This is a genomic window from Floridaenema aerugineum BLCC-F46 (assembly GCF_041929345.1).
Lineage (GTDB): Bacteria > Cyanobacteriota > Cyanobacteriia > Cyanobacteriales > Aerosakkonemataceae > Floridanema > Floridanema aerugineum.
Window position 1 is genome coordinate 1 of sequence record NZ_JBHFNQ010000040.1, and the last position, 25,424, is coordinate 25,424.

At 40.6% G+C, this 25,424-nt stretch carries 19 protein-coding genes and 2 pseudogenes; 10 read left to right on the top strand and 11 right to left on the bottom strand.

The window, feature by feature from the left end; all coding sequences use genetic code 11:
- The 4 genes and pseudogenes from ACE1CC_RS04330 to ACE1CC_RS04345 form a co-directional block, all read left to right on the top strand.
- Positions 1-194, top strand: a pseudogene (locus tag ACE1CC_RS04330) (RNA-guided endonuclease TnpB family protein); the annotation flags it as partial.
- 61 nt (positions 195-255) lie between these two features.
- Positions 256-453 carry an NAD(P)H dehydrogenase subunit NdhS gene (locus tag ACE1CC_RS04335; protein ID WP_413269242.1) on the top strand — a complete coding sequence of 66 codons (198 nt, stop codon included), beginning with the start codon at positions 256-258 and terminating at the stop codon, positions 451-453.
- A gap of 140 nt (positions 454-593) precedes the next feature.
- The gene (locus ACE1CC_RS04340; RefSeq protein ID WP_413269243.1) at positions 594-1,238 is read left to right on the top strand and encodes a hypothetical protein; all 645 of its coding nucleotides are present in this window, start codon (positions 594-596) and stop codon (positions 1,236-1,238) included.
- 280 nt (positions 1,239-1,518) lie between these two features.
- Positions 1,519-3,606 (top strand): cation:proton antiporter domain-containing protein, encoded by a 2,088-nt coding sequence (locus ACE1CC_RS04345; protein ID WP_413269244.1) that lies wholly within the window; start codon positions 1,519-1,521, stop codon positions 3,604-3,606.
- Between the two features lie 575 nt (positions 3,607-4,181).
- Here ACE1CC_RS04345 and ACE1CC_RS04350 read toward each other — a convergent pair.
- On the bottom strand, positions 4,182-4,532 hold the full coding sequence (locus ACE1CC_RS04350) for a hypothetical protein (RefSeq protein ID WP_413269245.1): 351 nt from the start codon (positions 4,530-4,532) through the stop codon (positions 4,182-4,184).
- A 340-nt stretch (positions 4,533-4,872) separates the two neighbouring features.
- Between ACE1CC_RS04350 and ACE1CC_RS04355 the strand changes: the two genes are divergently transcribed.
- Together ACE1CC_RS04355 and ACE1CC_RS04360 are read left to right on the top strand one after the other, a co-directional pair.
- Complete coding sequence (locus tag ACE1CC_RS04355) at positions 4,873-5,670, top strand: hypothetical protein (protein ID WP_413269246.1); 798 nt, start codon at positions 4,873-4,875, stop codon at positions 5,668-5,670.
- Between the two features lie 36 nt (positions 5,671-5,706).
- Positions 5,707-6,699 (top strand): pentapeptide repeat-containing protein, encoded by a 993-nt coding sequence (locus ACE1CC_RS04360; RefSeq protein ID WP_413269247.1) that lies wholly within the window; start codon positions 5,707-5,709, stop codon positions 6,697-6,699.
- Between the two features lie 185 nt (positions 6,700-6,884).
- On the opposite strand, the gene ACE1CC_RS04365 is transcribed toward ACE1CC_RS04360, so the two are convergent.
- Positions 6,885-7,397 carry a GNAT family N-acetyltransferase gene (locus ACE1CC_RS04365; protein ID WP_413269248.1) on the bottom strand — a complete coding sequence of 171 codons (513 nt, stop codon included), beginning with the start codon at positions 7,395-7,397 and terminating at the stop codon, positions 6,885-6,887.
- Positions 7,398-7,673: 276 nt separating this feature from the next.
- On the opposite strand from ACE1CC_RS04365, the gene ACE1CC_RS04370 reads away from it, so the two are divergent.
- Together ACE1CC_RS04370 and ACE1CC_RS04375 are read left to right on the top strand one after the other, a co-directional pair.
- On the top strand, positions 7,674-9,326 hold the full coding sequence (locus ACE1CC_RS04370) for an AprA-related methyltransferase (RefSeq protein WP_413269249.1): 1,653 nt from the start codon (positions 7,674-7,676) through the stop codon (positions 9,324-9,326).
- Between the two features lie 381 nt (positions 9,327-9,707).
- The gene (locus tag ACE1CC_RS04375) at positions 9,708-11,627 is read left to right on the top strand and encodes an ABC-F family ATP-binding cassette domain-containing protein (protein WP_413269250.1); all 1,920 of its coding nucleotides are present in this window, start codon (positions 9,708-9,710) and stop codon (positions 11,625-11,627) included.
- A 150-nt stretch (positions 11,628-11,777) separates the two neighbouring features.
- Here ACE1CC_RS04375 and ACE1CC_RS04380 read toward each other — a convergent pair whose 3' ends face one another.
- The 8 genes and pseudogenes from ACE1CC_RS04380 to ACE1CC_RS04415 form a co-directional block, all read right to left on the bottom strand.
- Positions 11,778-14,582 (bottom strand): glycoside hydrolase family 10 protein, encoded by a 2,805-nt coding sequence (locus ACE1CC_RS04380; protein ID WP_413269251.1) that lies wholly within the window; start codon positions 14,580-14,582, stop codon positions 11,778-11,780.
- Positions 14,583-14,640: 58 nt separating this feature from the next.
- Positions 14,641-15,138 carry a DUF29 domain-containing protein gene (locus tag ACE1CC_RS04385; protein ID WP_413269252.1) on the bottom strand — a complete coding sequence of 166 codons (498 nt, stop codon included), beginning with the start codon at positions 15,136-15,138 and terminating at the stop codon, positions 14,641-14,643.
- A 21-nt stretch (positions 15,139-15,159) separates the two neighbouring features.
- Entirely contained in the window at positions 15,160-15,360 is a 201-nt protein-coding gene (locus ACE1CC_RS04390; RefSeq protein ID WP_413269253.1) for a hypothetical protein, read from the bottom strand.
- The gene (locus ACE1CC_RS04395) at positions 15,344-18,004 is read right to left on the bottom strand and encodes a DEAD/DEAH box helicase (RefSeq protein ID WP_413269254.1); all 2,661 of its coding nucleotides are present in this window, start codon (positions 18,002-18,004) and stop codon (positions 15,344-15,346) included. The genes ACE1CC_RS04390 and ACE1CC_RS04395 overlap by 17 nt, the downstream gene beginning before the upstream one ends.
- A gap of 191 nt (positions 18,005-18,195) precedes the next feature.
- The gene (psb34, locus tag ACE1CC_RS04400) at positions 18,196-18,375 is read right to left on the bottom strand and encodes a photosystem II assembly protein Psb34 (protein WP_413269255.1); all 180 of its coding nucleotides are present in this window, start codon (positions 18,373-18,375) and stop codon (positions 18,196-18,198) included.
- A 180-nt stretch (positions 18,376-18,555) separates the two neighbouring features.
- Positions 18,556-19,392: a thiazole synthase gene (locus ACE1CC_RS04405; protein ID WP_413269256.1), complete on the bottom strand. Its 837-nt coding sequence runs from the start codon at positions 19,390-19,392 to the stop codon at positions 18,556-18,558.
- 253 nt (positions 19,393-19,645) lie between these two features.
- Positions 19,646-20,725: pseudogene (thiO, locus tag ACE1CC_RS04410) on the bottom strand (glycine oxidase ThiO); the annotation flags it as partial.
- Between the two features lie 232 nt (positions 20,726-20,957).
- The gene (locus ACE1CC_RS04415) at positions 20,958-21,296 is read right to left on the bottom strand and encodes a 2Fe-2S iron-sulfur cluster-binding protein (RefSeq protein ID WP_413269258.1); all 339 of its coding nucleotides are present in this window, start codon (positions 21,294-21,296) and stop codon (positions 20,958-20,960) included.
- 248 nt (positions 21,297-21,544) lie between these two features.
- Between ACE1CC_RS04415 and cimA the strand changes: the two genes are divergently transcribed.
- The gene (gene cimA / locus ACE1CC_RS04420) at positions 21,545-23,182 is read left to right on the top strand and encodes a citramalate synthase (RefSeq protein WP_413269259.1); all 1,638 of its coding nucleotides are present in this window, start codon (positions 21,545-21,547) and stop codon (positions 23,180-23,182) included.
- A 466-nt stretch (positions 23,183-23,648) separates the two neighbouring features.
- Positions 23,649-23,867 carry a DUF4327 family protein gene (locus ACE1CC_RS04425; protein ID WP_413269260.1) on the top strand — a complete coding sequence of 73 codons (219 nt, stop codon included), beginning with the start codon at positions 23,649-23,651 and terminating at the stop codon, positions 23,865-23,867.
- Between the two features lie 130 nt (positions 23,868-23,997).
- Here the strand turns inward: ACE1CC_RS04425 and ACE1CC_RS04430 are convergent, their stop codons facing one another.
- The gene (locus ACE1CC_RS04430; RefSeq protein ID WP_459563798.1) at positions 23,998-25,257 is read right to left on the bottom strand and encodes a protein kinase domain-containing protein; all 1,260 of its coding nucleotides are present in this window, start codon (positions 25,255-25,257) and stop codon (positions 23,998-24,000) included.
- Between the last annotated feature and the right edge of the window lie 167 nt (positions 25,258-25,424).

The following is a 25,424-nucleotide window of genomic DNA, read 5'->3' on the forward strand; positions in this document are numbered from 1 at the left end:
GTAAATGTGGGTTCATATTGGATAGGGATTGGAATGCGGCACTGATGATTCTAAAAGCAGCCTTGAGTACGGTAGGGCATACCGGAACTTGGATCAAAGATCCGAACGCTTCAGGAGATTTGGCCTCTACTTTGATTGGAGCAATCCTGTCAGAGCAAGCTGAGTCTATGATTGAAGAATCCTCGTGCCTTTAGGCCCAGGAGTGTCAAGGATTGATAATAAGCTAATAATGAAGCAATCACTGAGGAGAGGATCATGTTTTTGCCCGGATCGGCTGTGCGTGTTAAGAATGTCAATGATACTTATTATGGTTTTCAAGGATTAGTGCAACGAGTTACTGATGGTAAGGCAGCTGTGTTGTTCGAGGGTGGTAATTGGGATAAGTTAATCACTTTCCGCCTTTCAGAATTGGAGTTGGTAGATACAACTGCTGGTAAGAAAAAGGGCAAGTAAGTAATTGGTAGTGGGTAGTGGAATTACTATTATCTACTATCTACTACCGGCCTTAATATTATAAAGAGTAATTTGATTTAATAAATAATGAAATTGCCTATTACTAAGTAGCAATTACCAATTACCAATTAGCTAAAATTATGCGTCTTCCTTTACCACAATTTTCTGGTGGGACTCGCCACCCAAATCATTTTGCTGAGGTGATCGTAACCTCAACTTCGGAGTTTTTGGCTCAATGTTTGGAACCAGAAACTTTGAGTTTTCCGGCAATGCCTCCTTTTGGTAGTTGGGTGCGATCGCTCGATGAAGAATCAGATAATTTGATTTATGCTGTAGTCTACCATGCCACTACTTTACCTATTGATTCTGTACATCGTGCCCGTGCTTTGGGAATGTCTTTGGCGGAGTTACGGGAAGAACAACCGCAAATTTTTGCGATGCTAAAAACTGAGTTTAGCGCCGCTATTGTGGGTTATAAAACTCCGGGAAAACAACAAACTTTTTATCAACATATCCCACCTCGTCCTCCCCAAATTCACCAAGCTGTTTATTTCTGCGAACCTGAAGAAATCATCGTATTTAGTGAAGAGTTAGATTTTTTGCGAATGCTTTTACAAGTGCCACAAGCGCCTGTGGATGCTCTTTGTGCGGCGGCGATTCGACAAATTTATCAGTTAAGAAAGGGCGATCGCACTTGGTTGGTAAAAGCTGGTCGTTATTTAAGTACTTTACTTAGGGATGATTACGATCGCTTAAGAGTTATTTTAAGTCAAATCCATTTGTAGTAAATTATCTGTCTCTGTTTAATTAGGAAAATTGTAACTATAACAACAATTAAAATTGAGATAAAAATCTATTAGTTAAATTTTTTTTACCGGAAAGACGTAAATATTAAATCTATCTGTAGACTAGTAGACTCAGTATTTTTTATCAGGTTAAATTAATCTGGTATAAGTTTTTAACCGTTACCCATAATCCTAAACTCAACAAATCTAAACTAAGAACCAGAGCAATATTAATTTTGTTTATTAGTTGACGCAGCCCCTTTATCTACTCTGCCATATTATGGAATCACTTTTGCACGTAGTTCAGCAGCCAATTGTGCCGTTTGCGATTCTGCTAGCGGTAATTCTCACTGTACCTCCCTTATTTGAAAGATTACGATTGCCGGGATTAGTTGGTTTACTAGCAGCAGGTGTTATCCTTGGCCCAAATGCTTTAAAAATATTGGATACTAAACAACCAACAATGGAATTACTCTCAGACATTGGGTTAGTTTACCTGATGTTTGTTGCGGGTTTAGAAGTTGATATGGAACAGTTTCGCAAAACTAAATATCGTTCCGCAGGTTTTGGCACTTTTACTTTTATTGTGCCGTTAATTTTCGGAACAACTGTGGGGCGGGTTTTTGGTTTTGATTGGAATGCTTCAATTTTAATTGGTTCTTTGTTTGCTTCTCATACACTTTTGGCTTATCCAATTGTGAGTCGTCTTGGGGTAGTGGGAAATGAAGCGGTTACAGTGACAATTGGGGCGACAATTTTTACTGATATTGGTGCTTTGTTAGTATTAGCGGTTTGTATTGCTATTCATAAAGGTGAATTTTCTTTAACTAGTTTATTCACTTTGTTGGGAATGTTAATTGCTTATTCTGCGATCGTCCTATTTGGTTTTGATTGGGCAGGAAGGCAATTTTTCCGGCGTACAGGTGACGATCAAGGAAATCAATTTTTATTTGTGTTGTTAGCAGTTTTTCTTGCTGCTTTGGGGGCAGAATTAATTGGGGTAGAAAAAATTGTTGGGGCTTTTTTGGCAGGTTTGGCGGTGAATGATGCGATCGGAGAAGGCCCTGTCAAAGAAAAGGTAATATTTGTTGGTAGTGTCCTATTTATTCCTGTTTTCTTCGTAGATATGGGATTACTAATTGATATTCCTGGCTTTCTGAAAAGTCTGTCATCAATTTGGTTAACATTAGCAATTGTTTTCGGATTAATTACAAGTAAGTTTTTAGCTGCTTTCTTTGCTTCATTAATCTATCGCTACAACAAGCAAGAAATGTTAACTATGTGGTCGTTATCCATGCCTCAAGTAGCGGCAACTTTAGCAGCCACATTAGTAGGTTATCGAGCCGGAATACTGAGTGAAGGTGTATTGAATAGTGTTTTAGTTTTAATGTTAGTAACCGCTACTTTAGGGCCACTAATTACTAGTAAAGTTGCGACTGGTTTGCGTGTACAAGAGACTCTAGTCGAGCCTGTGAAACCCAAATCAGAAATAGAATCAGAAATAACAATAGATAATAAACTTAGCTCTCGTTTTACTATTGTAGTGCCAGTAAGAAATCCGCAAACGGAAAGGTTTTTGATTGAAATAGCGGCAATCTTGGCAAAGCATGAAGGAGGAAGAATTTTGCCATTAGCTATTCCTCAAGCTCACGCTCAAATGGATGCTTCTGAGTTGGATCAAGCTCTTAAACGTAATCAAATATTACTTAACCGAGCAATGGAAATGAGTCGAGAATTAGGCGTGGAAGCGGAACCAATATTACGAATTGATGATGCTGTTCCTCAAGGAATTAGTCGTGCTAGTCGGGAAAACAATGCTAATTTAATTGTCATGGGTTGGAGTAATCGCGCTAGTTTTCGGGCAAGATTATTTGGTAATGTGATTGATGGGGTTTTGTGGGCATCTCATTGTCCGGTGGCGATTACCCGTTTGCTGGATTCACCTAGTAAGATTGGGCGCATTTTGGTGCCAATGGAAAATTTTACTAATCAAGCTGTTAGGTTGATCAGATTTGCCAAAATTTTAGCTGATGCGAATCAGGCACAGATAACTTTGTTAAATGTTTGCGATCGCCGCACTTCTGATACTAAAATTGCTTGGACAACTTCTCAGATGAATTTGTTAGCTGAAAAATGGATGCCTGACATTAATACTGATATTAAAGTCGTTGCTAATGATGATATAGTGAAAGCAGTACTGATTGCGTCTCAACTTTCGGATTTAGTAGTTTTACGATCGGAACGGCAACGCACTGCTGGAGGATTGGCAATGAGCAATATTACTACCGAAATAGTGCAACAACTTCATTGTTCTTTCGTATTGTTGGGAGAACCACAAAAAAATTATCGAGAAGTTGTTTCTTATTAAAGTTAAATTTTCCTAACCCAACATGGCGGAAATAAGTATCCGGTTAACAAAGGCTCAAAACTCAACTTCTTTACAAGTTTTCCTACCTTCTGCCTTCTAATTTCTGCCTGGGAGCCTTTCCCAGTGAGGAGCAAGTTTAAATGATTAAATTTCGTGGGATTCTTCCATAATTTCAATTATTACCCAACCGATATAAGAGAGGGCCAGTACCAGTACAACGGAAACTAGATAAGTCAGTGCAAATGTTTGCAGTGCGGAAGAGAAGGAAATGTATGGTGCCATAATTGGCCTCCTGAACATTATGCTATTTCTAATATTCCCTCAATTGTGGTCTTTTTATCTACTGATTTATAGTGATTTATACTCTATCTATTGGCTGAGTTTGCTTAGTATTCGTAATAACTCCCATAAGCAAAACAAATTTGGGCCCAAAGTCTGAGTGCGATCGCTAACCGCAATCAGCTAAGATGAATTTAGATCTGCCATATTTATTTGGGCATAATTTGACAAGAGGAGAAAAACACTGTCATGCTCTCCTCTCCTGAGCAAATTAGTAAATTTAGATACTGGACAGCTTAATGAGTACGGCGACAGGGATTTTGTAACAGTTTGCCGTCTCCATCCATACTAAAATCTTGTCCGGGAATTAAACCCTTAGCAATCAACTGTTTATAGTTAGTTACTGCGATTATTCTTTTAATTTCGTTTTTAATCTCCTTTGGAATTAAATTTTCGAGACACCAGAAAAATAAATCTATATCAAACCATAACAAACGTTCCAAACTCACCAACACTATCCCAGCTACCTCTTCTAGACTGAGTTGTGCTTTCAGACTCACTATCAAGTCGGAAATAATCTCTCGATGGCGAGTCATCAACGCCGTAGTCAACTTAGAAATTTCTTCTTCTAACTGTAAATAATTCATGCTGACAACACCTTTTAATTACTAAACGTACAGCTTGTTCGTTAACAATTTACCGTTTTGCTAAGTATACCCAAAGGTGGATCTAAATATATCCGAAGCGAGATGGCAAATTATAAATTTTTCTTCAATTTCCCGACCTCATTGGTTAAATCTTTGTCAAGATGAGATAGTTTGGTTACTCTGTGGGGTACTCTAGAATAAGTTCTGATCTACTAGCTTTACTGGAGATTGCTAGATTTTGTTGGGGGAATACAACATCGCTACAAGCTCTAGGAAGGTTCGATCGTAATAAAATAGACTCAAGACTTTCTCATCTCAATAGTTGAGTGTGGTAGCAATAATGAAAGCTTTATCCTTGCTTGATGAAGTCGTAAAAAATTTAGAAGAACATCAGAGTTCTTTACGTATCAGAAAACTAATTTATGCGATTTGTAAAAATAAGTGGGAAAATGATGCCAATAAGTTAAATAGCATAAAGTTAAAAGAATTAATCCAAGAATTGCAAATAGCAAACCCTACTTTAGATTATTTGAATTTTTCTTTAGATAAAGTTGTCAAAACCTTGAATAAACCAATGGAATATGCTTTAGTAGCTGATGCGATCGCCGAAGAGATGACGAGGCTTTATCCAGATTCAGAGGAAGCGACGCAACAAGTTGTAAAAAGCAATCCGGTGCCACAATCTGTAGAATATAAGCCTAATTTGGGCTGGGATGAACCGCCAATCAGTTATGATCCTTTTGAGTTGCGAGTGGAAATCATGAAATATACTAATCCACTCCGAGCAAAGATTCTGGCGTATTCGATCGTTTATCATATCTTTGACTTTAGTTCCCAAGACTGGTTGAGCTTAAAAAACAAAGAATTAGACCATTTAATGCACAAATTATTTGACAGATGTAAAACTTTAAAAGACTTGGAATATCACCTGCAAACAGTAGGGAAAAATTTAAAACCAACAGATGAATATACACAAGCAGCCGGGGCAGTTTATCAAGCAATGAAACGGTACTATGCTAACCGGGAATCAAATCAATATCAACCAGAGAACTTTGTGATGAATTTTGATGGCGACATTACAGGTGCGAAAGATGAAAAAGATGATGGTGAAGAAACTTGTCAAATTCGCCCATCTTAAAACTTGAGAAAATTTATATTCACGATTACACCAATTATGAACCCTAAAGAACTTTTAAAACGTTATGCCGCAGGTGAAACCAACTTTGTCGGAATTAATTTGCGAGGTGTCAATCTTTTCAATGCAGATTTGATTGGCATAACTCTCACGGGTGCAGATTTAAATGGCGCTAATTTAATTTTTGCTTATTTAAGTCGGGCGCATTTAAGAAAAGCAAATTTGATTCGCGCTAAACTTGATGGAGCGAACTTAAATCAGGCAAATTTAACTGCTGCGAATTTACATAATGCTGATTTACACGGCGCTAGTTTACAAGGTGCTGATTTACGCAGTGCAGATATTACTTTAGCCAATCTTTTAGATGCTAATTTAATGGATGCAGATTTGCGGGGAACTAATTTAAGTGGTGCTAATCTCACAGGTGCTTGCTTGCGAGGGGCAAATTTCCGGGAAGAAAAAAGAATTTATACGGCGAATTTAATCGGCGCAAATTTACACAAAGCTGATTTAAGGGGAGCTAATTTAACGGGCGCAAATTTAGCGAAAGTAGATTTGAGTGGTGCTAATTTAACCGAAGCAACTTTAAGAGAAGCAGATTTAAGTGGTGCTAATTTAGCTGAGGCAAAATTGGGGAATGCTTATCTGAGTGATGCTAATTTGAGTGGGGCTAATTTAGCTGATGCTTATATGCGAAATATGAAATTAGAACGGGCAAATTTAGCTGATGCGGATTTGACAAATGCAGACTTACGCGATTCTTTGTTGACGGATGCCAAGATGAGTAAGGCGAAATTGAGTCGGGCAAATTTGAGTCGTGCGAGATTAATTAAAGTAGATTTAAGTCGGGTAGATTTGCGGGAAGCTAACTTATCTGAAGCTGAATTAATTGATGCTTATTTGGCAAGGGCTGACTTTTATGGTGCGAATTTAAGAAAGGCAAATTTGGCAAGGGCAGAATTGAGTAGTGCTAATTTAATGGGTGTAGAATTGGCAGGTGCTACTATGCCTGATGGTTCAATTCATGATTAGGAGATTTGTCAGTAAATAATTGGTAGCAATTTTTGCGTTGTTTCAGTAATTTCACAGTTCTGAAATGTTCTTCAGGTTAGAGAAAATGTTTATAACCGCTTGGAGAACAGCTAAAATGGTTGGTCAAGATTTAGATTTATCTTCATTAGTTACCAGAATTGAAAAATTAGAAAAACTGTAGAATTCTATGGGATTTCAAGATTTTTATATAGCAAGTATCTTTCCCAGTTCTTCTCGTAAGGATAAATTTTTTTCTTGATTTCCATGCCCAATTTCGCAAGCATGGCTAAGCTGGCAGTGTTTTTCGGTGATACTTTCACAAATAGATGCTTCTTGTTCCTCTGTTTGATGAGATCCAGAGCCTCTATATTTAATCGATGGGCTATTCCCTGTCTTCGGTAGTTTGGGTGAACAACCAGGGCATCAAAATGAGCAACAAGATCTAGCTCACTTTCGACGATATCGATCTCTTTGCCCAAATTCTCCTTCGCATTCAAGCAGAATTTGATTCCCCTGTATCCCACAAGATTGTTGTCATCAAATGCTCCCAAAATAACGCCTTTTGTTACAAGCAAATCTTCTATGTAGTCTGGTGTATCTTGGTAAAATAACTCGGTGTCTACCAAATTAGCAACAACTAGTTGCTGCAATTCCAAAATCTGTTGTAAGTTCTCTTTTCTGAGCGTCTGAATTCTCATTTGACCCTAATTCGATTAATTTCTGCTGTTCCGTAATATCTGCACTAGTTTACCTTATAATGATCCCTATAGTTAGTTTTATCCAGAAAAATGCGGATTTGAGGCTTCAAACGACCAATGACTCTCCTGAGACTGTGGTTAAAAATATTATTTACTTAATAAAACTTAATCATAATTACTTAAAAACATTGATATAGTGCTTTTATAAATATGTTCTATAACTGTTGATTCTGGATCTCCAGTCAAACTATAAAAAAGCATTTTTTTAGGTAAGCAATGATGATTGATAACCTTATCGATCTTGATAAGCAGCAGAAAAAACTCATTCGGCAACAAATGTTTTTGCATTTAGATGGTCTTGGATTAGGAACAACTCTAAGTGCCTTAAATGAACGCAACGTTTTACAAAAATTTCACTTAGGTTCCCCTCTAAGCCTAGAAGAGCTTTCCCAGGAAGTTGATGCTAACCCAGGTTATTTAAACGTTGCATTGCATCTACTTGCCTGTCAGGGCTGGATGATTTGTCAAACTAAAGAGGCACAAGTTACTTATAGCCTTACTGAAGAGGGAAAACTTGCTACCGAGTTAAGTTATATCTATGGTAAACCAATGCGTTGGTTGCAAATGGCAACTGAAATTGAAAGTTGTGTTTTTGGGGAAGCATCTTATAGAGCATCTTTATTAATTAATGAATTTGAAAAGTTAGTTAATGATGCTAGATGCAACTGGGAATTGCCGAATCCAAAAACTATCGGCAGTGAGTCATTATATAGCTTAGTGTTCCACCATCTTAATGGTATGTTAATTGCGCCTTGTATAGTTGCGCTATCGATGGCTGGGGCTTTCGATCAATTTAATCAGTATGATAATCGGGTACATTTAGGAACATTGCCGGGTAATCAACAATGGATTCAATCAGTACTTCAACTACTTGAGATGCAGGAATGGCTACAAAGAAGTAAATGTGAGGAAGTACAATTAACACTCAAAGGAGCTTATGCTGTTTCACGTGCTCATGTTTACGGAGTTGCTGTTTCATATCTACCAACTTTTGTAAGTTTACATAAATTGCTATATGGTGACTGGCACAAGCTGAGGCAAAGAAGCTCTAGTGGGCAGGAAACACATATCAATCGTTATATCAATCTCTGGGGTAGTAGGAAAGCACACCAAACTTACTTCCGTAAACTAAGGGATATCGTAATTGAAATTTTTAATCAGCCAAATCCACCACTTGGTATTGCAGATATGGGATGTGGGGATGGAGCACTAATTGAATACTTATACCAAGCTATTAAAAACTCCACTGAGCGGGGAAAGACCTTAAATGATCAACCATTATGGGTTGTTTGCGCTGACTATAACGAAATAGCACGTCAAGCAGCACACGCCAGGTTAACAGCTGCTGAAATTCCACATATTGTCTTATTTGGTGACATTAACGATCCAGATGGATTTGCCAAAAAGCTTTGGAATGACTGGGGTATTAATCTACTTGATTTGCTTAACGTTCGTTCGTTTATCGATCACAACCGTCCATACATACCACCTAAATGCAAATCTAGCATCAATAAAGTATCAACTACGGGAGCATTTGTTTACGAAGGACAGTTATTAAATGAACAGCAGTTGTATTTCAATCTCAAAGAACATTTCTGTCGTTGGTTTCCTTACATAGGGCATTTTGGGCTTTTAGTTCTAGAATTACATACGCTCAATCCGACAACAGTTTCTTCCAGAATTGGTGATACTTTAGATATATCGACTAGTGCTACTCATGGCTACTCGGATCAGTATCCAATTGAATTAAATAAATTTATATTGGCAGCGGCAGAAGCAGGGCTAAAATCTGATTTGTATTATCAATGTATTTATCCCAGTTCCGAAGTACCCAGTGTCAGTATAAACCTTTTCAAACCTAGTTTATGAAAAAGTGAAAACCAAGGCGGGCTATCCTGCCCCATCCTTTTGGAAGGTGCTACTATGCCTGATGGTTCAATTCATGATTAGGAGATTTGTCAGTAAATAATTGGTAGCAAATTTTTGTTGGTTTCAGTAATTTCACAGTTCTAAATGTTCTTCAGGTCGTCATTTCTAGTTCTCGGTTACAAGCTGTTCTTATTTTACCAGATTACCCTTTTACTTCTTTCATGACTCATTTAGACTGGCTATATATTTATATATAATATTCTAAACTTCTCCTTCTCTTCTCTCTGTGTCCTCTGCGTCTGGAGCGGTTAAAAAAATCCATAGACACACATCAGACTAAGAGAGCGTTACACTAGATGATTGGTAGACAAGCTGGGAATTATGACTATTTTTACATTGCGATCGCTAAAAAAAGACTTCGGCATTAAAGAAATTCTCAAAGATGCCAGTTTTAGTTTAGATGAGGGTGATAAAGTTGGGCTAATTGGCACTAACGGTTCGGGAAAATCCACTTTATTGAAAATGATCGCAGGTTTAGAACCAATTGACGCGGGCGACATTTGGGTTAATTCGGGTTCTAAAATTGTCTACCTACCTCAACAGCCAGATTTAGATGAAAATCACACGGTTTTAGAGCAGGTTTTTGCTGATAGTGGCGAACAAATGGCGTTAGTGCGGGAATATGAAGAAATTTCCGATAAACTAGCTCACGGACAAGGAGATCATGACAAATTAATGTCGCGTTTGTCTAGTGTTTCGCAACGCATGGAAGAGGTGGGTGCGTGGGAATTGGAAACGAATGCGAAAATGATTTTAAGTAAGTTGGGAATTGAAGATTTTGATGCCAAAATTGGCGATTTATCTGGCGGTTATCGGAAAAGAATTGCTTTAGCAACGGCGCTTTTATCGGAACCTGATGTGTTATTAATGGATGAACCGACGAACCATTTAGATGCACTTTCGGTGGAGTGGTTACAGAGTTATTTGAATCGGTTTCGCGGTGCTTTGTTGTTAATTACGCACGATCGCTATTTTTTGGATAAAGTTACTAATCGAATTATTGAGATCGATCGCGCAGACCTTTACACTTATTCTGGTAACTACGCATATTATTTAGAGAAAAAAGCGGAATCTGAAGAATCAGCTATTAGCAGTCAACGCAAACACGCGGGAGTTTTGCGCCGGGAATTAGAATGGCTAAAAAGAGGGCCAAAAGCACGCAGTACTAAACAAAAAGCGCGGATCGATCGCGTTCGAGAAATGCAAGCGCAAGAGTTCAAACAAGCCCAAGGAAAAGTAGAAATTTCCACTGTTGGAAGACGCATTGGCAAGAAAGTAATTGAACTAAAAGAAATTTGCAAAGCTTATGGCGATCGCATTTTAATCAAGGATTTTACCTATAATTTCAATCCCGAAGATCGCATCGGAATTATTGGAAGTAACGGCGCTGGAAAATCCACGTTAATGGATATAATTACCGGAAAAGTGCAACCAGATTCGGGAACTTTAGAAATTGGTTCAACGATTCACATTGGTTATTTCGATCAACACTCAGACGATGTAAACATCAACGAAAATCAACGGGTAATTGATTACTTGAAAAATATAGCCGAACTCGTAGAAACTTCCGACGGAAGCGTAATTACTGCTTCGCAAATGTTGGAAAGGTTTTTGTTTCCACCGAATCAACAATATGCGCCAATTAGTAAACTTTCCGGTGGGGAAAGACGGCGCTTGTTTTTATTAAAAGTGTTGATGAGTGCGCCAAATGTGTTGATTTTAGATGAACCAACAAATGATTTAGATGTGCAAACTTTAGGGGTTTTAGAAGAGTATTTGGAAGATTTTAATGGTTGTGTAATTGTGGTGTCGCACGATCGCTATTTTCTCGATCGCACTGTTGACGTAATTTTTGCCTTTGAAGCTGGAGGAAATTTACGTCAATATCCCGGAAATTATTCGGTTTATTTAGATTATAAAGCCGCCAAAGAAACCGAAGAAAAAGAAACTAAAAAACCTAAAGAAGTTTCCGAATCTAAGAATCAAAAATCCAAAACCGAAAATCCCAAATCGAATCAGCCTCGTAAACTCTCTTTTAACGAAAAGCGGGAATACGAAGAACTAGAAAATAAAATTCCTGAAATGGAAGCCCAAAAAGAAGCAGTTGAGAAAATTCTCTACAATAATCCTCCCAGTGATTTTAATGAATTACAAAAGTTAACTGATAAGTTGGCTCAGTTGACGGAAGCGATCGATTCTGCTACCGAAAGATGGTTAGAATTAGCAGAAAGATTAGGTTAATTGTTTGTTGCAAGGCTTTTTTTTGAACCGCAAAGAACGCAAAGAACGCAAAGAAAGAAGAAGAGAAGGAGAGAGAACTTATTTTATTATTCATTTTCTTCCTATTCTCTTCGCGTTCTTTGCGCTCTTTGCGGTTTAAAAAAGCCTTAACTAACGTTGAACAGAATTTGACCTTTTCAACACAATTTTTTCCCCATAATTCAGCAATCTTTCCAAACTAGCTAAACGATTATTCCAAGTTTGCACCTGATAGTTATTTTTCATCGAATGTAATCGCATCCAACCACTAAATTGAAAGCGAAAAAGTGTTAAAGCTTTCTTCGCCGCATCAAAATTACTCGCATTAGGTTTTTCTGCTAAACGATTGAATACTTTTAAAAGTTCTGCGCTTTGGGTGTTGTATTGTTCCCTTTCAGATTGCGTCATTAATAATTGATTTGAACCTAACAAAAAGTTCCATTCTCGCTGAAGAATAGTTAATCGATTTGCTGCAGCTGCAAAAGGTTGACGCAAAGGAGAAGGTTCTTTATTATCCCGCCTTACTGTTGCTTGCGTGCGGTTAAAAATTCCCTGTAAACTATTACTAAAATGCTCCATTGCAAACAAAGCATAACCGCCATTGGGGGAATCTCTGACAAATTGAATTTGGTCGATCGCACTCAATTCAGGTAAATTTAAAAGTAAAATTCCCGGTAAAACTAAAGTTCCACCCAAGCTATCATTAACTAACCAAGGTTGCGCCAATTCTTGAAAACGATTCGTATCTTGAGCATAAGCCATTGGTAAGATTAAATCAACATCACCTCGCCGCGCCCAAACTTCCCAATGTTGTTGCAACATTTGAATTCTTTGCGCTTCTGGATAACCAAAAACCGCCACCGATAAAATTAAATCAGACCGTTTTTGGCGCAACATTTGGGCAACTTCTGCCACAAAAGAATTAACTTGCTCAGTGCGAAAATCAGTCCATTTTTGCCACAGAGGACTATTAGGAGAAATATTAATTGGATCGACTCCAGTTAATTGTTGAAACTGCTGTCTTGCTGCTCCCCCATAACCATAAACAAAATCCCTTCGCGGATCTTGGAATGGGTAACGAATGTAATCTAATTGCAATCCATCTACTTTGTAACGGCTAACAATTTCCTCAAATAACTTTAGTAAATAACGTCTAGCTTCAGGATTTGCCGGATCTAAAAATGGCTTAGATTGTCCTACCGGAATTATGTTACCTTGGCGATCGTAATTTGCCCAACCTGGATTAGCAGTTAATACCGGGCCAAGATAGTCTTGTGGTTGATTTAAAATGGTATTGTGGCGTTGATTTCCGATCGCAAAAGTCCACACCCAAGCGTGTAATTCCATCCCCCGTTCATGCGCCAATTTTACCGCCGCCGCTAATGGGTCCCAACCTTTAGTTAAAGGGTTTTGTTCCGGTGCAACTTGACTCGGATAAATTGGATAACCAGCATTAACAACTTCAAAGAAAACTGTATTAATTCCGGCTTGTGCTAAACGGTCAAAAACCTTAGCTAAACCCTGTTCCGAACCAGCTTGAATAATAGTACCTCGGTCTAACCAAATTGCCCGAATTTCGGAATTTTCGACTCTGGCATCGAGCGGGTACAAATTCCACAAATTAGCCCTGGTTTTTAACCATTGACTCCGGGCATTAGCGTAGTCTCTATTAGCAATTAATTCCGGCAAAGATTGCAAAATATCTCGCGCTTGTTGCAGCGTATTTGCTGCTGATAATTGATTATTAGTTAAAGTAGTAGCAGCAACCGTCGTTGGAGTATTTCCAACTTTTCCCTCTGCTATTCTTACCGAATTATTAGCAGCATTAGCAGTTAGTAAAGCACTCTCCACCCTACCAATTAAATTCTCTAACTCTTGACGCATGGCGATCGCCTCCGACGGCGAAATCGCCTCCCCTCCAGGCACAACCTGAATCCCCGCAGCTGCCACCCTTTCCGTAGGGTCAGGCATTGGGCGTTGGGGACTGGGGACTGGGGACTGGGGACTGGGAGTGACAGGCAAGATGCCTGTCCTACGGGATTGAGGATTGGGGATTGGGGACTGGGGACTCGGAACAGGCAATGGCACATTGGGAATCTGACGAGTTACCGGAGACGCAACCGACACCTCTCTTCTGCTCCTCTGCACCCCTGCACCCCTGCGCCCCTGCCCCTCTGCACCCCTGTCCCTCTGCACCACAGGCGCGACGGCAACAGGCACAGCGTTAGGGGCAACGCAATTTCCGGTAGTTGGGACAGAGGTACTTGTTGTAGATTTAACTCCGTAGCGACTCAAAGCTGATTTCAGCCAAGCTAAATCCGTTTGGACATTTGCCACCGCATCCACACCCCATCGCCAACCGAAAAAAGTCGTCTGGTTAGTATTTACCACAGCTGGAGGACTATCTTTAACTGACCAAGTAGCAGCAGTTTGACTAGTCAGAGTTGTGGGAATCACTACTCCCCCGTGAACCGTGCCCCGAAGCGAAGATTCCAAATCTTTTTGCTGATTCTCTGTTTTGCTAGGTTTCAGCGTCGAAGGTTCCGAAAGGGAAAAAGCCCAATAAGCGCCCAAAACACCGCGCAACATTTGCCGCACTTCTGGCGCAGAAAGATTACCTGCTGGGCCACTCACAATTAAGCGACCGCCTTTTTTAATCCATTCTGTGAGTGCGATCGCCTGTTGTGGTGTTAAACTTTCCACATTCGGCAAAAATAGCACCTTCGTGCCCGTCAAATCAGTAGCTTGCTGCACACTCTGCAAATCCACCACACAATAAGCTACACCACTCTGATTCAACCGATTAGTAATCCCGATCCATTGCGTAGCATTATCCCCACTCCGCACCACACCCAAAGTCACACCTTCCGCCAAAGCAGCAGAAGGTAGAAAACAGAAGCCGCAAGACAAAAGCCAGAAGGCAACACTTTTCCTCACACTTAACTCCTCACACTAAATCAGAATTTACCACTACTGGGGGAATAGTTGTGCAGCCTTAATTAAGCAAATCTTGATCTGAATCGAGTTGAATTCCCGGTAAGAAATCAGGGTTTTCTATTTGTTCCCAAATATAAGAATTGCTAGATGGAAATGTTTTAAAAGCCATTTCCGTTTCTCTAACAGCTAAAGCTAACCCAGATTGATAAGCTTGTGCGATCGCTTCTGGCAGATAATGTTTTAAACTAGGATTTTCTTCTAGTAATTTGAGAACTCTGTAACGCTGTTCCCGAATTGTCGCCACCCAACTTCTAGACCTTCTATTCGGTTGATATTCCCACTTCAACAAATGTCCCACTATAACTCCCAAACGATTTACTAGTTCTCGCTTTTCCTGCTTCCCCAAAGAATCTATTTCCTCAATCAAATTCTCAATATCAAGATTATTTAGGTCACGCTTACGTAACAACTCTACTTGTCTTTGTGTCCAAGCGTAAAAATCAGTTTCGTATAAGTCAACAAATGAAAGATTCATATCAGACGGCTTTATAACCATTTAAACTTTCCGTAGGGTGCGTTAACGCCAGTGTAACGCACCACCTCTTACCGTAGGGTGCGTTAACGCCAGTGTAACCCACCATCTCTTACCGTAGGGTGCGTTAACGCCAGTGTAACGCACCACCTCACCATATTTAGCACCAAATGCGTAATTCCTAGTAGATTTAGGGCAAACTTCCCCAAAAATTTGAGAGACAACACCACTAACCCACAATTTCATTAACCGGAAACCTATCCATTAATTGCAAAGCCCGACTAGCATTTCGCTTAATAGAATCCGGCAAATTCGGCACATGAGGAATTTGCGAGAGAAAATCAAGAGTTCGGCGTAACATCCGCACCACATCTCCTTCATCCAAAGTAGTATTTTCGCATAGTTGCACCCAATCTATTCCCAAAGCCCACTGTTCCACTAACCCAATTAATTCATCTTCCAACCAAACAGGTAAAGCCACATTATGCCGCCTTTGCACTTGGAAAAGTTGCCTTCTAATTCCCCGTAATTTACTCAAAGCTTCCTGAACTTCCTCAGAAGTAATATATCTACTTTCTGAATCCGGGCGGGGTGTTTCTGTCACCAAAGCCGCTGCTGCTGCTGCTAAATGATGGGGGCCTAAATCATCCAATTCACCTGACATTAAAGCCAATCCCAGCCATAATTCATTATCTCCCCGAATCGCTGCCGCTGCTTGTCCTAACGGAGTAGGAGTTAATTCATCCAAGCAACCAAAGCTTTGTAAAATCAGAATTAATTCTAAAAATTCTTCCCAATGACGTTGCGATTCTTGAGCGAGTTTTTCTTGTAATAAATTAATTTCAGTTTGCAGAGTAATCAACCGTCGATAACGTTTAATTAATGTCCCTGGATTTCCCCATTGGAGAATCGGATGATTTTCTAATTGTGCTTCCACCGCCTTAACTCGTTGATGTTGCGCCGCAACTTCTGGCGCTTCTTCTGGTGGTAGAGATACAGGAATTGAACGGGCAATTGCCTCAGTTTCTTCTGTACCTGTCCGCACGCTACCAAATTTTATCTGCATTTCTGGTGGTAGCCCTGACAAATTATCTACCCTAGATAAGCGGGGTAATTCAGCATGAAAACCGACTACATCATGAACACTTACCACATACCAGCGGTTATCTTTACCCAAACAAATTAAATAAGGAGTTTGTCCCGGGCCTGGTTTTTTATTAACTAAAACTGCCGGGATAGCTGTAGAAACAGGAACGTGCTTACCTTTAAGACTGAGAACAGTTCCGGCAACCGCAAAAGGTAAAGCAGCAGCAATATCACTAGATAAAATATCAACCGATTGTTGTTGTAACGTTTTTAATAATTGCTTTTCTGCCTTCAATCTTTGTTGTAATTTCTCATAGTTAGCAATTAAATCTGGATTTACTTGCTGCATTTGATTTTGCAATTGGTCAACTTCTTTTTGCAACTTTTGCACCACTCTCCGATTCGGTTCTAAGTGCAATGTTGCTAAATACTGTCCAAAGCTGCGTTCTATTAATTCTTTTGCTTCTTCTAAAGTGTGAGTTTGCAGCAAGTTCAAAACCATGCCGTAACTAGGGGTAAATTGACTTACCAAAGGATCAGCTTTTGATGTTGCTAAATAAGCTGCTTCTTTCGCCCCTTCAAATGGTGTTTGTAAGGTGACAACATAGCCTCTTTTATCCATTCCCCGTCTACCTGCCCTACCTGCCATTTGGAGAAATTCGGAAGCAGTAAGTAATCGATGTCCTCTGTCAGTCCGTTTAGAAAGAGTGGAAATAACTGTGGTTCTTGCTGGCATATTTATTCCAGCTGCTAAAGTTTCAGTGGCAAATACCACTTTAATTAAACCTTCTTGAAATAGTTCTTCGACAAATCCTTTCCAAGTTGGTAAAATTCCCGCATGATGAGCAGCAATTCCTCGATACAAAGGTTCAACTTGCCCAACTCTTGCTGCTTCAGGATAACGGGCTAAAAATTCATCAATTCTAGTTTTTAATAGTTCTTGTTCTGTTTCGTTAACTAATGTCAATTCGCCGACTTCTGCTACTGCTTGGTCGCAACCGCGACGACTAAAGATAAAGTAAATTGCAGGTAACATTTCCCGCTGTCGAAGTTGATTCAAAATAAAAGGTAAACTTGGACTTTCGGGACGTTTACCGCTGCTTTGTTGTCCGGGTTTAGGTTTGAGACGGGGGTTTATTTTGTTATTTTCTGTACTGAGTAGGGGAAATACGCCTTTGGGATTGCCAAAGTAAAATTCTAAAGGAATGGGGCGAAAGTCGGAGTAAATTAAGTCTGTAGGCCCATGAACTTCGCTTATCCAATCTGTTAGTTGTTGGGAGTTGGCGACGGTGGCGGAAAGTGCTACTAGTTTAATTTCTTTTGGGCAGTAAATGATCGATTCTTCCCATACTGTACCGCGTTGGCGATCGTTCATGTAATGACATTCATCCAACACTACCGCTTCTACTCCCACTAAAGATGTCCCAACTTCTCCAATGGGAGTTCCGTAAAGCATATTACGGAAAATCTCGGTGGTCATGACTAAAATCGGTGCATCCCGGTTAATTGAGGTGTCACCCGTCAACAAACCGACATTCTGACTACCGAACTGTTGCCCAAAGTCACGCCACTTTTGGTTGGAAAGGGCTTTTAATGGTGTGGTGTAAAATACTCGCCTGTTGGTGTGGAGGGCGCGATAAATGGCATATTCGCCAATTAATGTTTTCCCAGAACCTGTGGGGGCGCAAACGACGACGGAACGACCTGCATTTAAAGATGCGATCGCATCTAACTGGAATTTATCCAGCTGAAATGGGAAAATTTCTTCTAAGTTGAGCGCTGCTGAAGTAGGGGAAGAAGTCACACACTAATATCCAAATTTTATAATGTAGATTAAATTCACTAATCTCCGATTCAATCAAATTTCTCTTTCCGATCGATCCTACCTGATTTTTACGTTAATCTCAAACACTCAAACCAGGTATCTTCGCCATCATCTAAGATACCTGGTTATTCTCATGATTACTTTTAGTAATTAATTTTGCAACTGGAATGTTAGCTTACACTCGAAACCGAGAAGGCAACGAAAATCAAAGCACTTACCAGCACTACCGCTAACGCGCCCATAATAATGTAGTTACGCTGTTCTGCTTTGGTAGGAGGTGTTGCTTGGTAAACTTTGGGTTCAACTGCAAAATTGTTTAAACGTCCGCCTTCTTCGGTTGTGTAGGGCATACAATAATCCTTTATTAAACTTATTATTTATTGTAACAATACTTTGCACATTTTTTTGGCTCGATCGCAGATTTTCTTAAGATTCCCTGTCTGGGGACATAAAGGTACGTAGTTGGGCTTTAGCCCTCTTAATTTACCTGGCTTTATGAGGGCTAAAGCCCAACTACGTACAAAGGATAACTAGCAACTTGGGTTAATAGTACCTGTAACGGGAGAACTGGCGCTGGCATAAGATTTTACCGGGATGCGCCCAGCTAAGTACGCTAGTCTTCCGGCAATAGTTGCTAAACTCATCGCTTTTGCCATTGCTGCGGAATTTTCGGCTTGGGCAATGGCAGTATTAATTAACAAGGCATCTGCGCCCATTTCCATTGCGGAGGCAGCTTCGCTAGGTGTACCAATTCCAGCATCTACAACTACGGGAATTTTGGCATTGTCAATAATTATCTGAATATTAGCGGCATTTTTGATCCCCTGACCGGAACCAATGGGAGAACCCAAAGGCATTACGGTAGCACAACCAGCTTCTTCCAGGTGTTTGGCTAACAATGGGTCAGCATTAATATAAGGTAGAACGGCAAAGCCTTCTTTAACTAACTTTTCTGCTGCTTGCAAAGTGCCAATGGGATCAGGTAAAAGATACTTAGGATCAGGAATAACTTCCAATTTGACAAAGTTATTGTCTTCTTGCCCCAAAAGTTTCGCCATTTCTCGCCCTAACCGCGCTACCCGAATGGCATCTTCAGCGGTTTGACAGCCTGCGGTGTTGGGTAACATCCAAATTTTAGACCAATCCAAGGCTTCTGCTAGTCCTTCATGTCCGGGGGCGTTAGTTTGCACTCGTCTGACGGCGACGGTAACAATTTCGCAACCGCTAGCAATTACGCTTTGCTGCATTTCCGGGATGCTACGATATTTACCTGTTCCGGTCATTAGGCGAGATTTGAAGGTTTTTCCGGCGATGGTGAGGGGTTGATCTGCGATCGTTTCTATGGGAGATTTATCTAAAATTTGCATTGCTAGATACAGAATTACTAAAAATATTGTGCGAAAGAGTTGAACCAACTGTAACTAAATTAGCACCTTAAATAGACATCTCCAAAAACTCTTGTGGGGTAGGCATCCTGCCTGCCGAAAGAGATTCTTTGTTGGAGAACTCTAATGTTAATTTAATTTGTTAGTTACACGGGATTTTTTCCTGAAAATTATTTGAATTTAGTTTACATTTTCCCACCATTCCCTAACTTATGTAAAGTTACTTTTCGCCAAACCTAGTATAGTGAAAATGACTCAAAAGCGAATCAGCATTTTGTTTTTCCAGCAAATCAGCGATTAACAAAGCGGTAATGGGAGCCAAAAGAATGCCATTCCGATAATGCCCCGTTGCCAAGATCAAATTTTCGTAGGCACTAGTTCCCAAAATTGGTAATTCATCAGGCGTTGCTGGACGAAATCCCCACCACAATTCTAAAATCGGCAAGTTTTTTAATGGGGGATAAAGTCGAGTTGCTCCGCTGAGTAATTGTTGAATACCTGCGGCAGTGTTGTCAGGAGTAAATCCCACATTTTCACTAGTAGCACCAATAACTATTCTGCCATCTTTTCGCGGCACAATGTAAGTTTCATCACCGAATAAAACTTGGTTTAATGGTTGAGAGGAAGAAAGAGAGCGCACTGATAACATTTGCCCTTTTTTGGGGTAAACTGCGATCGCGCTAGCGAGTGCGTCAGCACTTATCGGTAACAACTCCTGTGCCCAAGCACCAGTAGCTAAAACATAGCGTTCAGCTTGCCACTCACCTTGAGAAGTTTTCACATATTTAATTCGCTCATTTTCCCGCACAAATTCGGTAACAGCAACTCCTTCCAAAACCTCAATTCCTAACTGTTGCGCCGCCATCCATAAAACATGAGCTAAAGCGCGATTATCCACTTGCCCATCATCAGGATACCACCAACCACCCACAACTTCTGAACTGAGATCAGGTTGAAGTTGCCGAATTTCTGCCTGATTTACCCAAAATGGAGAATTGAGAAATTCCTCCTCAACTTCATAAACAGGAGCCAAAATTCCACAAGACCAATAACCAGTTTCTAAACCTGTAATTTCTTCTAATTTCCGAATCCAATCAGCATAAATTGCCCGACTTTGTAGACACAAATCTAACATGGGACTAGGAGGAATTTTTTCCGCTTGTGGTGCTAACATCCCCGCCGCAGCGTGAGTTGCTGCTGACTGAAAATCCTTAGATAAAACAGTTACTTTGACTTGGCGAAGTTTCAATTCAATGGCTAAAGAAAGACCAATAATTCCACCACCAATAATTAGAACATCACTTACTTTATTCATCTAAAACCTCACGGTAGAACGGAAACCGCTATATTTCAGAGTGTCAAACTCACCGAATTAAATGTAACAATGCAAAGGAGCAGGGGGGCAGGGGGGCAAGGGAGGAGGGGAGCAGAGGAGAAACAATTTTAGATTTTGAATTGCCGATTTTAGATTCAAAGGCAACTTGAAAAATCGAAAATCTAAAATCGAAAATCTAAAATTTCCCAGTCCCCAGTCCCCAGTCCCCAAATTATGCTTGTGGAGTCCAAACAGTTTTATCCGCCTGTCCCCACATACCGTCAAACTTGGTGACTTGGACATCTCCTAAAACTTTAGTTTGACAAGCCAAACGTAAGTTTTTACTGGGAGAATGGGGAGGAAGTCCAAGACGGGTTTTTTCTCGCCAGCTTATTTCCGATACTTCCCCTTCTACCTTAACGGCGCAGGTGCCACAAGTGCCGATACCACGACAGTTGATCATGGCAGCTTGACCATTGTACAGAGGAATGCCATTTTCCAGTAAAACTTTCCGCAAATTTGCGCCAGGAGCGCATTCAAATGTCTTTCCTTGGGCAGTTACTTTTGGCATAGAGATTACCCTGAACACTTTATGAATATTTTTGCACTTCTTTACATGACAGAGCACGATCGAGCTTACCCTTTTCCATAGATACAGATGTAGGCTAATTGTTAGGTAAGAATTTACCCCTGATGGAAACTTGTTGCTCTGATTCTAAGAAAAGGGCAAAGGTGAAGGGGTAAAAGTGCTGGAAATTCTCTTTCCCTTTACCTTTTTCAATTCATAAACCCAATATTTCTCATTTCATTCTTTAATCCATGAGCCCTAATACTTCTAATCAGATTTGGATTTACGATACTACCCTGCGAGATGGCGCTCAACGCGAAGGACTTTGTTTGTCCTTGGAAGATAAATTGCGAATTGCTCGTCAGCTAGATGAGTTGGGAGTTCCGTTTATCGAAGGGGGATGGCCTGGTGCTAATCCGAAGGATGTACAATTTTTCTGGAAGCTTCAGGAACAACCCCTGACAAAAGCAGAAGTGACGGCTTTTTGCTCCACAAGGCGACCGGGAACAACAGCAGCGGAAGATTCGCTGCTACAAGCGATTTTGGCGGCTGGTACTCACTGGGTGACGATTTTCGGTAAATCGTGGGATTTGCACGTTATAGAGAGCCTGAAGACTAGTTTAGAAGAAAATTTGGCGATGATTCGAGATACGATCGAATATCTCCGCAGCCAAGGAAGACGAGTAATCTACGATGCCGAACACTGGTTTGATGGCTATAAGCATAATCCCGAATACGCTTTGCAGACTTTGAAAACGGCTATTGATGCTGGTGCGGAATGGCTGGTTTTCTGTGACACTAATGGCGGGACACTTCCATCTGAAATTAGCACCATTATTGGCGAAGTGGTGGAAGCTTTACCGGAACTTAAAGGCGATTTTCCCCAAATGGGCATTCACACTCACAATGATTCTGATACCGCAGTAGCTAATGCTTTGGCTGCGGTGTTGGCTGGGGTGAAAATGGTACAGGGGACGATGAATGGTTACGGGGAACGTTGTGGCAATGCAAATCTTTGTTCTTTGATCCCCAATTTACAGTTAAAGTTAGGTTTTGATTGCATTCCGGCAGAAAATCTCGGACAACTCACTCAAGTTAGCCGTTTTGTTAGTGAATTGGCGAATTTAGCCCCTGATGAACACGCGCCTTTTGTCGGTTTGTCAGCGTTTGCACACAAAGGCGGGATTCATGTCAGTGCAGTGGAAAAAAATCCTGCTACTTATGAACATATTCAACCTGAAGAGGTGGGAAATCGACGGCGGATTGTGATTTCTGACCAGGCGGGGTTAAGTAATGTGTTGGCTAAAGCCCGGACTTTTGGGATTGAGTTGGATAAGCAAAATCCGGCTTGTCGGCAAATTTTGGAACGCTTGAAGGTTCTGGAAAATCAAGGTTATCAGTTTGAGGCGGCTGAAGCTAGTTTTGAGTTGCTGATGCGGGAGGCTTTGGGACAACGCCAGAAGTTTTACGAACTCAAAGGTTTTCAGGTTCATTGTGATATTGTTCCCTGTGATTCTGATTCGATTTGTGTTCCTTATGCTTTGGCGACTATTAAGGTGTCGGTGAATGGTAAGGATATTTTAGAGGCTGCGGAAGGTAGTGGGCCTGTGGCGGCGCTAGATGCAGCTTTACGGAAAGCTTTAACCAATTTTTATCCGGTAATCGCTGATTTTGAGTTAACTGATTACAAGGTGAGAATTCTGGATGGGAATACGGGAACAGCTGCGAAAACTCGCGTGTTGGTTGAGTCTAGTAATGGTTTGCAACGTTGGACGACAGTGGGAGTTTCGACAAATATTTTGGAGGCTTCCTATCAAGCTGTGGTGGAAGGTTTGGAGTATGGTTTGACGCTGCATTCTTCGGCAAAAGCGGCGTTGAGTTCTTCTTAGTTGAGCTTTTGGGTTGAATGAGATGAATTTTTGGGTTAGCTGAGATAAGAACACTCAAAGGAGGTTCCACCTCCTGTGTCCTCGTTCCCTGGTTCAACAAATGGAACGAAGTATGGAGGCTCTGCCTAGCTGAGTGCAAGATCTCGGTTAAGTTCGATCGTTCAGCCCAGCTTTCATAAGTAGTTCTAATCATTAAAATTTAACACTTATGTGGAAACACTAAATATAGGGGTATAGTCCCGGAGTAATCGGGTAAGGCACTCTACAAATAGAGACTTTGCCTAAGTTCGGAACTTACAGATAAATTTAAGCTAAAATGGACTAGTAGCACTTGACTGTGCTAAGCTAATTTTCTAGAAGATCGCTTCCCGATTGCACAAGAATAAACGCACAGGTACAGCAAGAAAACGGGTAAGCGATTCTTGTTCAGAATCTTTCCTAAAATAAATCAATTTTAATGGAGTGTATGACTCAGCAAGTTATTCACCCAATGGTGAAGTTGCAACGTAAAGTAGGATCTCTCATAGCATCTAACTCGATCAAGCCTACTGATAGTATTTGGAAAATAGCCCTACTTTATGGTGATGAATGGGCTTTTTGGAAAAAAGAGTTGCTGGATTTTGGCTTTACAATGCAAGATCCGGTCAAGGATTTGCTGGAAGTGGAAGCTTGGGACGACGAGTAATATCGTTTCTCTGATTGGCTAGAGATGATTGACGCGGCGATCGATCTCAAGCCAATTTTAGAGCAGTTGATATAAGTAAAAGTTTTGGCAAAAATAAGATTAGTTTTTCACTCGAACAGCCAAAATTTCTTTAGATACAACCGGAAAGGGCGATCGCTAATTCCTGAGCAGTCTGATATCTTTCTCTGAGATGCGGTTGGGTGGCCTTTTCGATCGCCTGCCGCAATCGCGGAGTAATCGTCGGCACATTTTCCAAGGAAAAATAGTAAATTCGCCCCTGCTGTTGATAATACTTGCGGGGACTTTCCCCAGTCAGCAAAAAAATTAAAGTAGCACCGACAGCGTAAATGTCAGATTGAGTGACGGGTTGACCTCGGTCTTGTTCCGGGGCACTGAAACCTTCTGCACCGATGCGCGTCCCCAAAGGCGTGCCAATTTCTTTGACTGCGCCGAAGTCGAGGACTACGATTTGATTGTCTCGCGAACGCACCATCAAATTCGCTGGTTTAATGTCACGATGAATCAGTGGTGGGTCTTGTTCGTGGATGTAATCCAACACTTTACAGGTTTGAATCATCCAGTCGATCGCTTGACTCGGTAAAACAGGCCCAGTATTGTAAACTCGTTTCTCCAAATCTTGACCATGAATTAATTCCATTGCCAAATACTTTTTCCCCGCTTCCACAAAAAACTCATAAAATTGGGGAATTCCGGGATGATTCAAATTTTTCAGAGTCCTGGCTTCCCTTTCAAACAATTCTTGGGCCTTGGCGATTTCTGCCATATCCGCATTCATTTCTTTAAGCACCAACAACCCACCACCCGCCGCCTTTTTTCCAGGGATTTGGGGTACCCAAGCTAAATAAGTAGTGCCCATTCCCCCCTGTCCCAAAATCTGTAACACCTGATATTGGCGGATCTTACGTTCAACACGCAATGGTTGACCGCAGTGAATACAAAATATGTTGTTTGGGGAATTTCCCGCATGAGTGCAACTGTTTGTTGGGAGTGTAACTACCTTTGGGGGTGTAACAATCAAAGGTTGGGCCGTAGTCGTTTGAATCGTGAATTTGAGTTTTGGCCCTCCTTGAGCTAACTGAATTAATGAACCATTTCTCAGCCAAGCTTGAGAGACTAAAATGCCATCTAAAAAAGTGCCGTTGGTACCCAAGTTAATCAACCGCCAAGCGGTAGAGATTAAACTGTTGCCAATTTTGGATGCAGAAATTTCCACCATTCGCAATTCTAGATGGTGACGGGAAACCCGGCTATCACTCAACACGATATTGTTTTCTGGAGAGCGACCGATGCGAATAATGAATTCTTTTTCAAATCGCCAGTTTTCCAGAGGAGCCGAATTTTTTGGATGTAAGAGGGTCAGTGTTACCACACCAGGAGATATCATTACTCATTTAAAGCTCGGTAATTAAGTAAAAAGTTAAAACTTAAAAGGCAAAAGAAGGAAGTATTCGCTTTTTACTAAGTTAAAAATTAAAAGTTAAAAAGCAAGGGAGGAAAATTCACCTTTTACTTTTTACCTTTTACCTTTTACTTTTT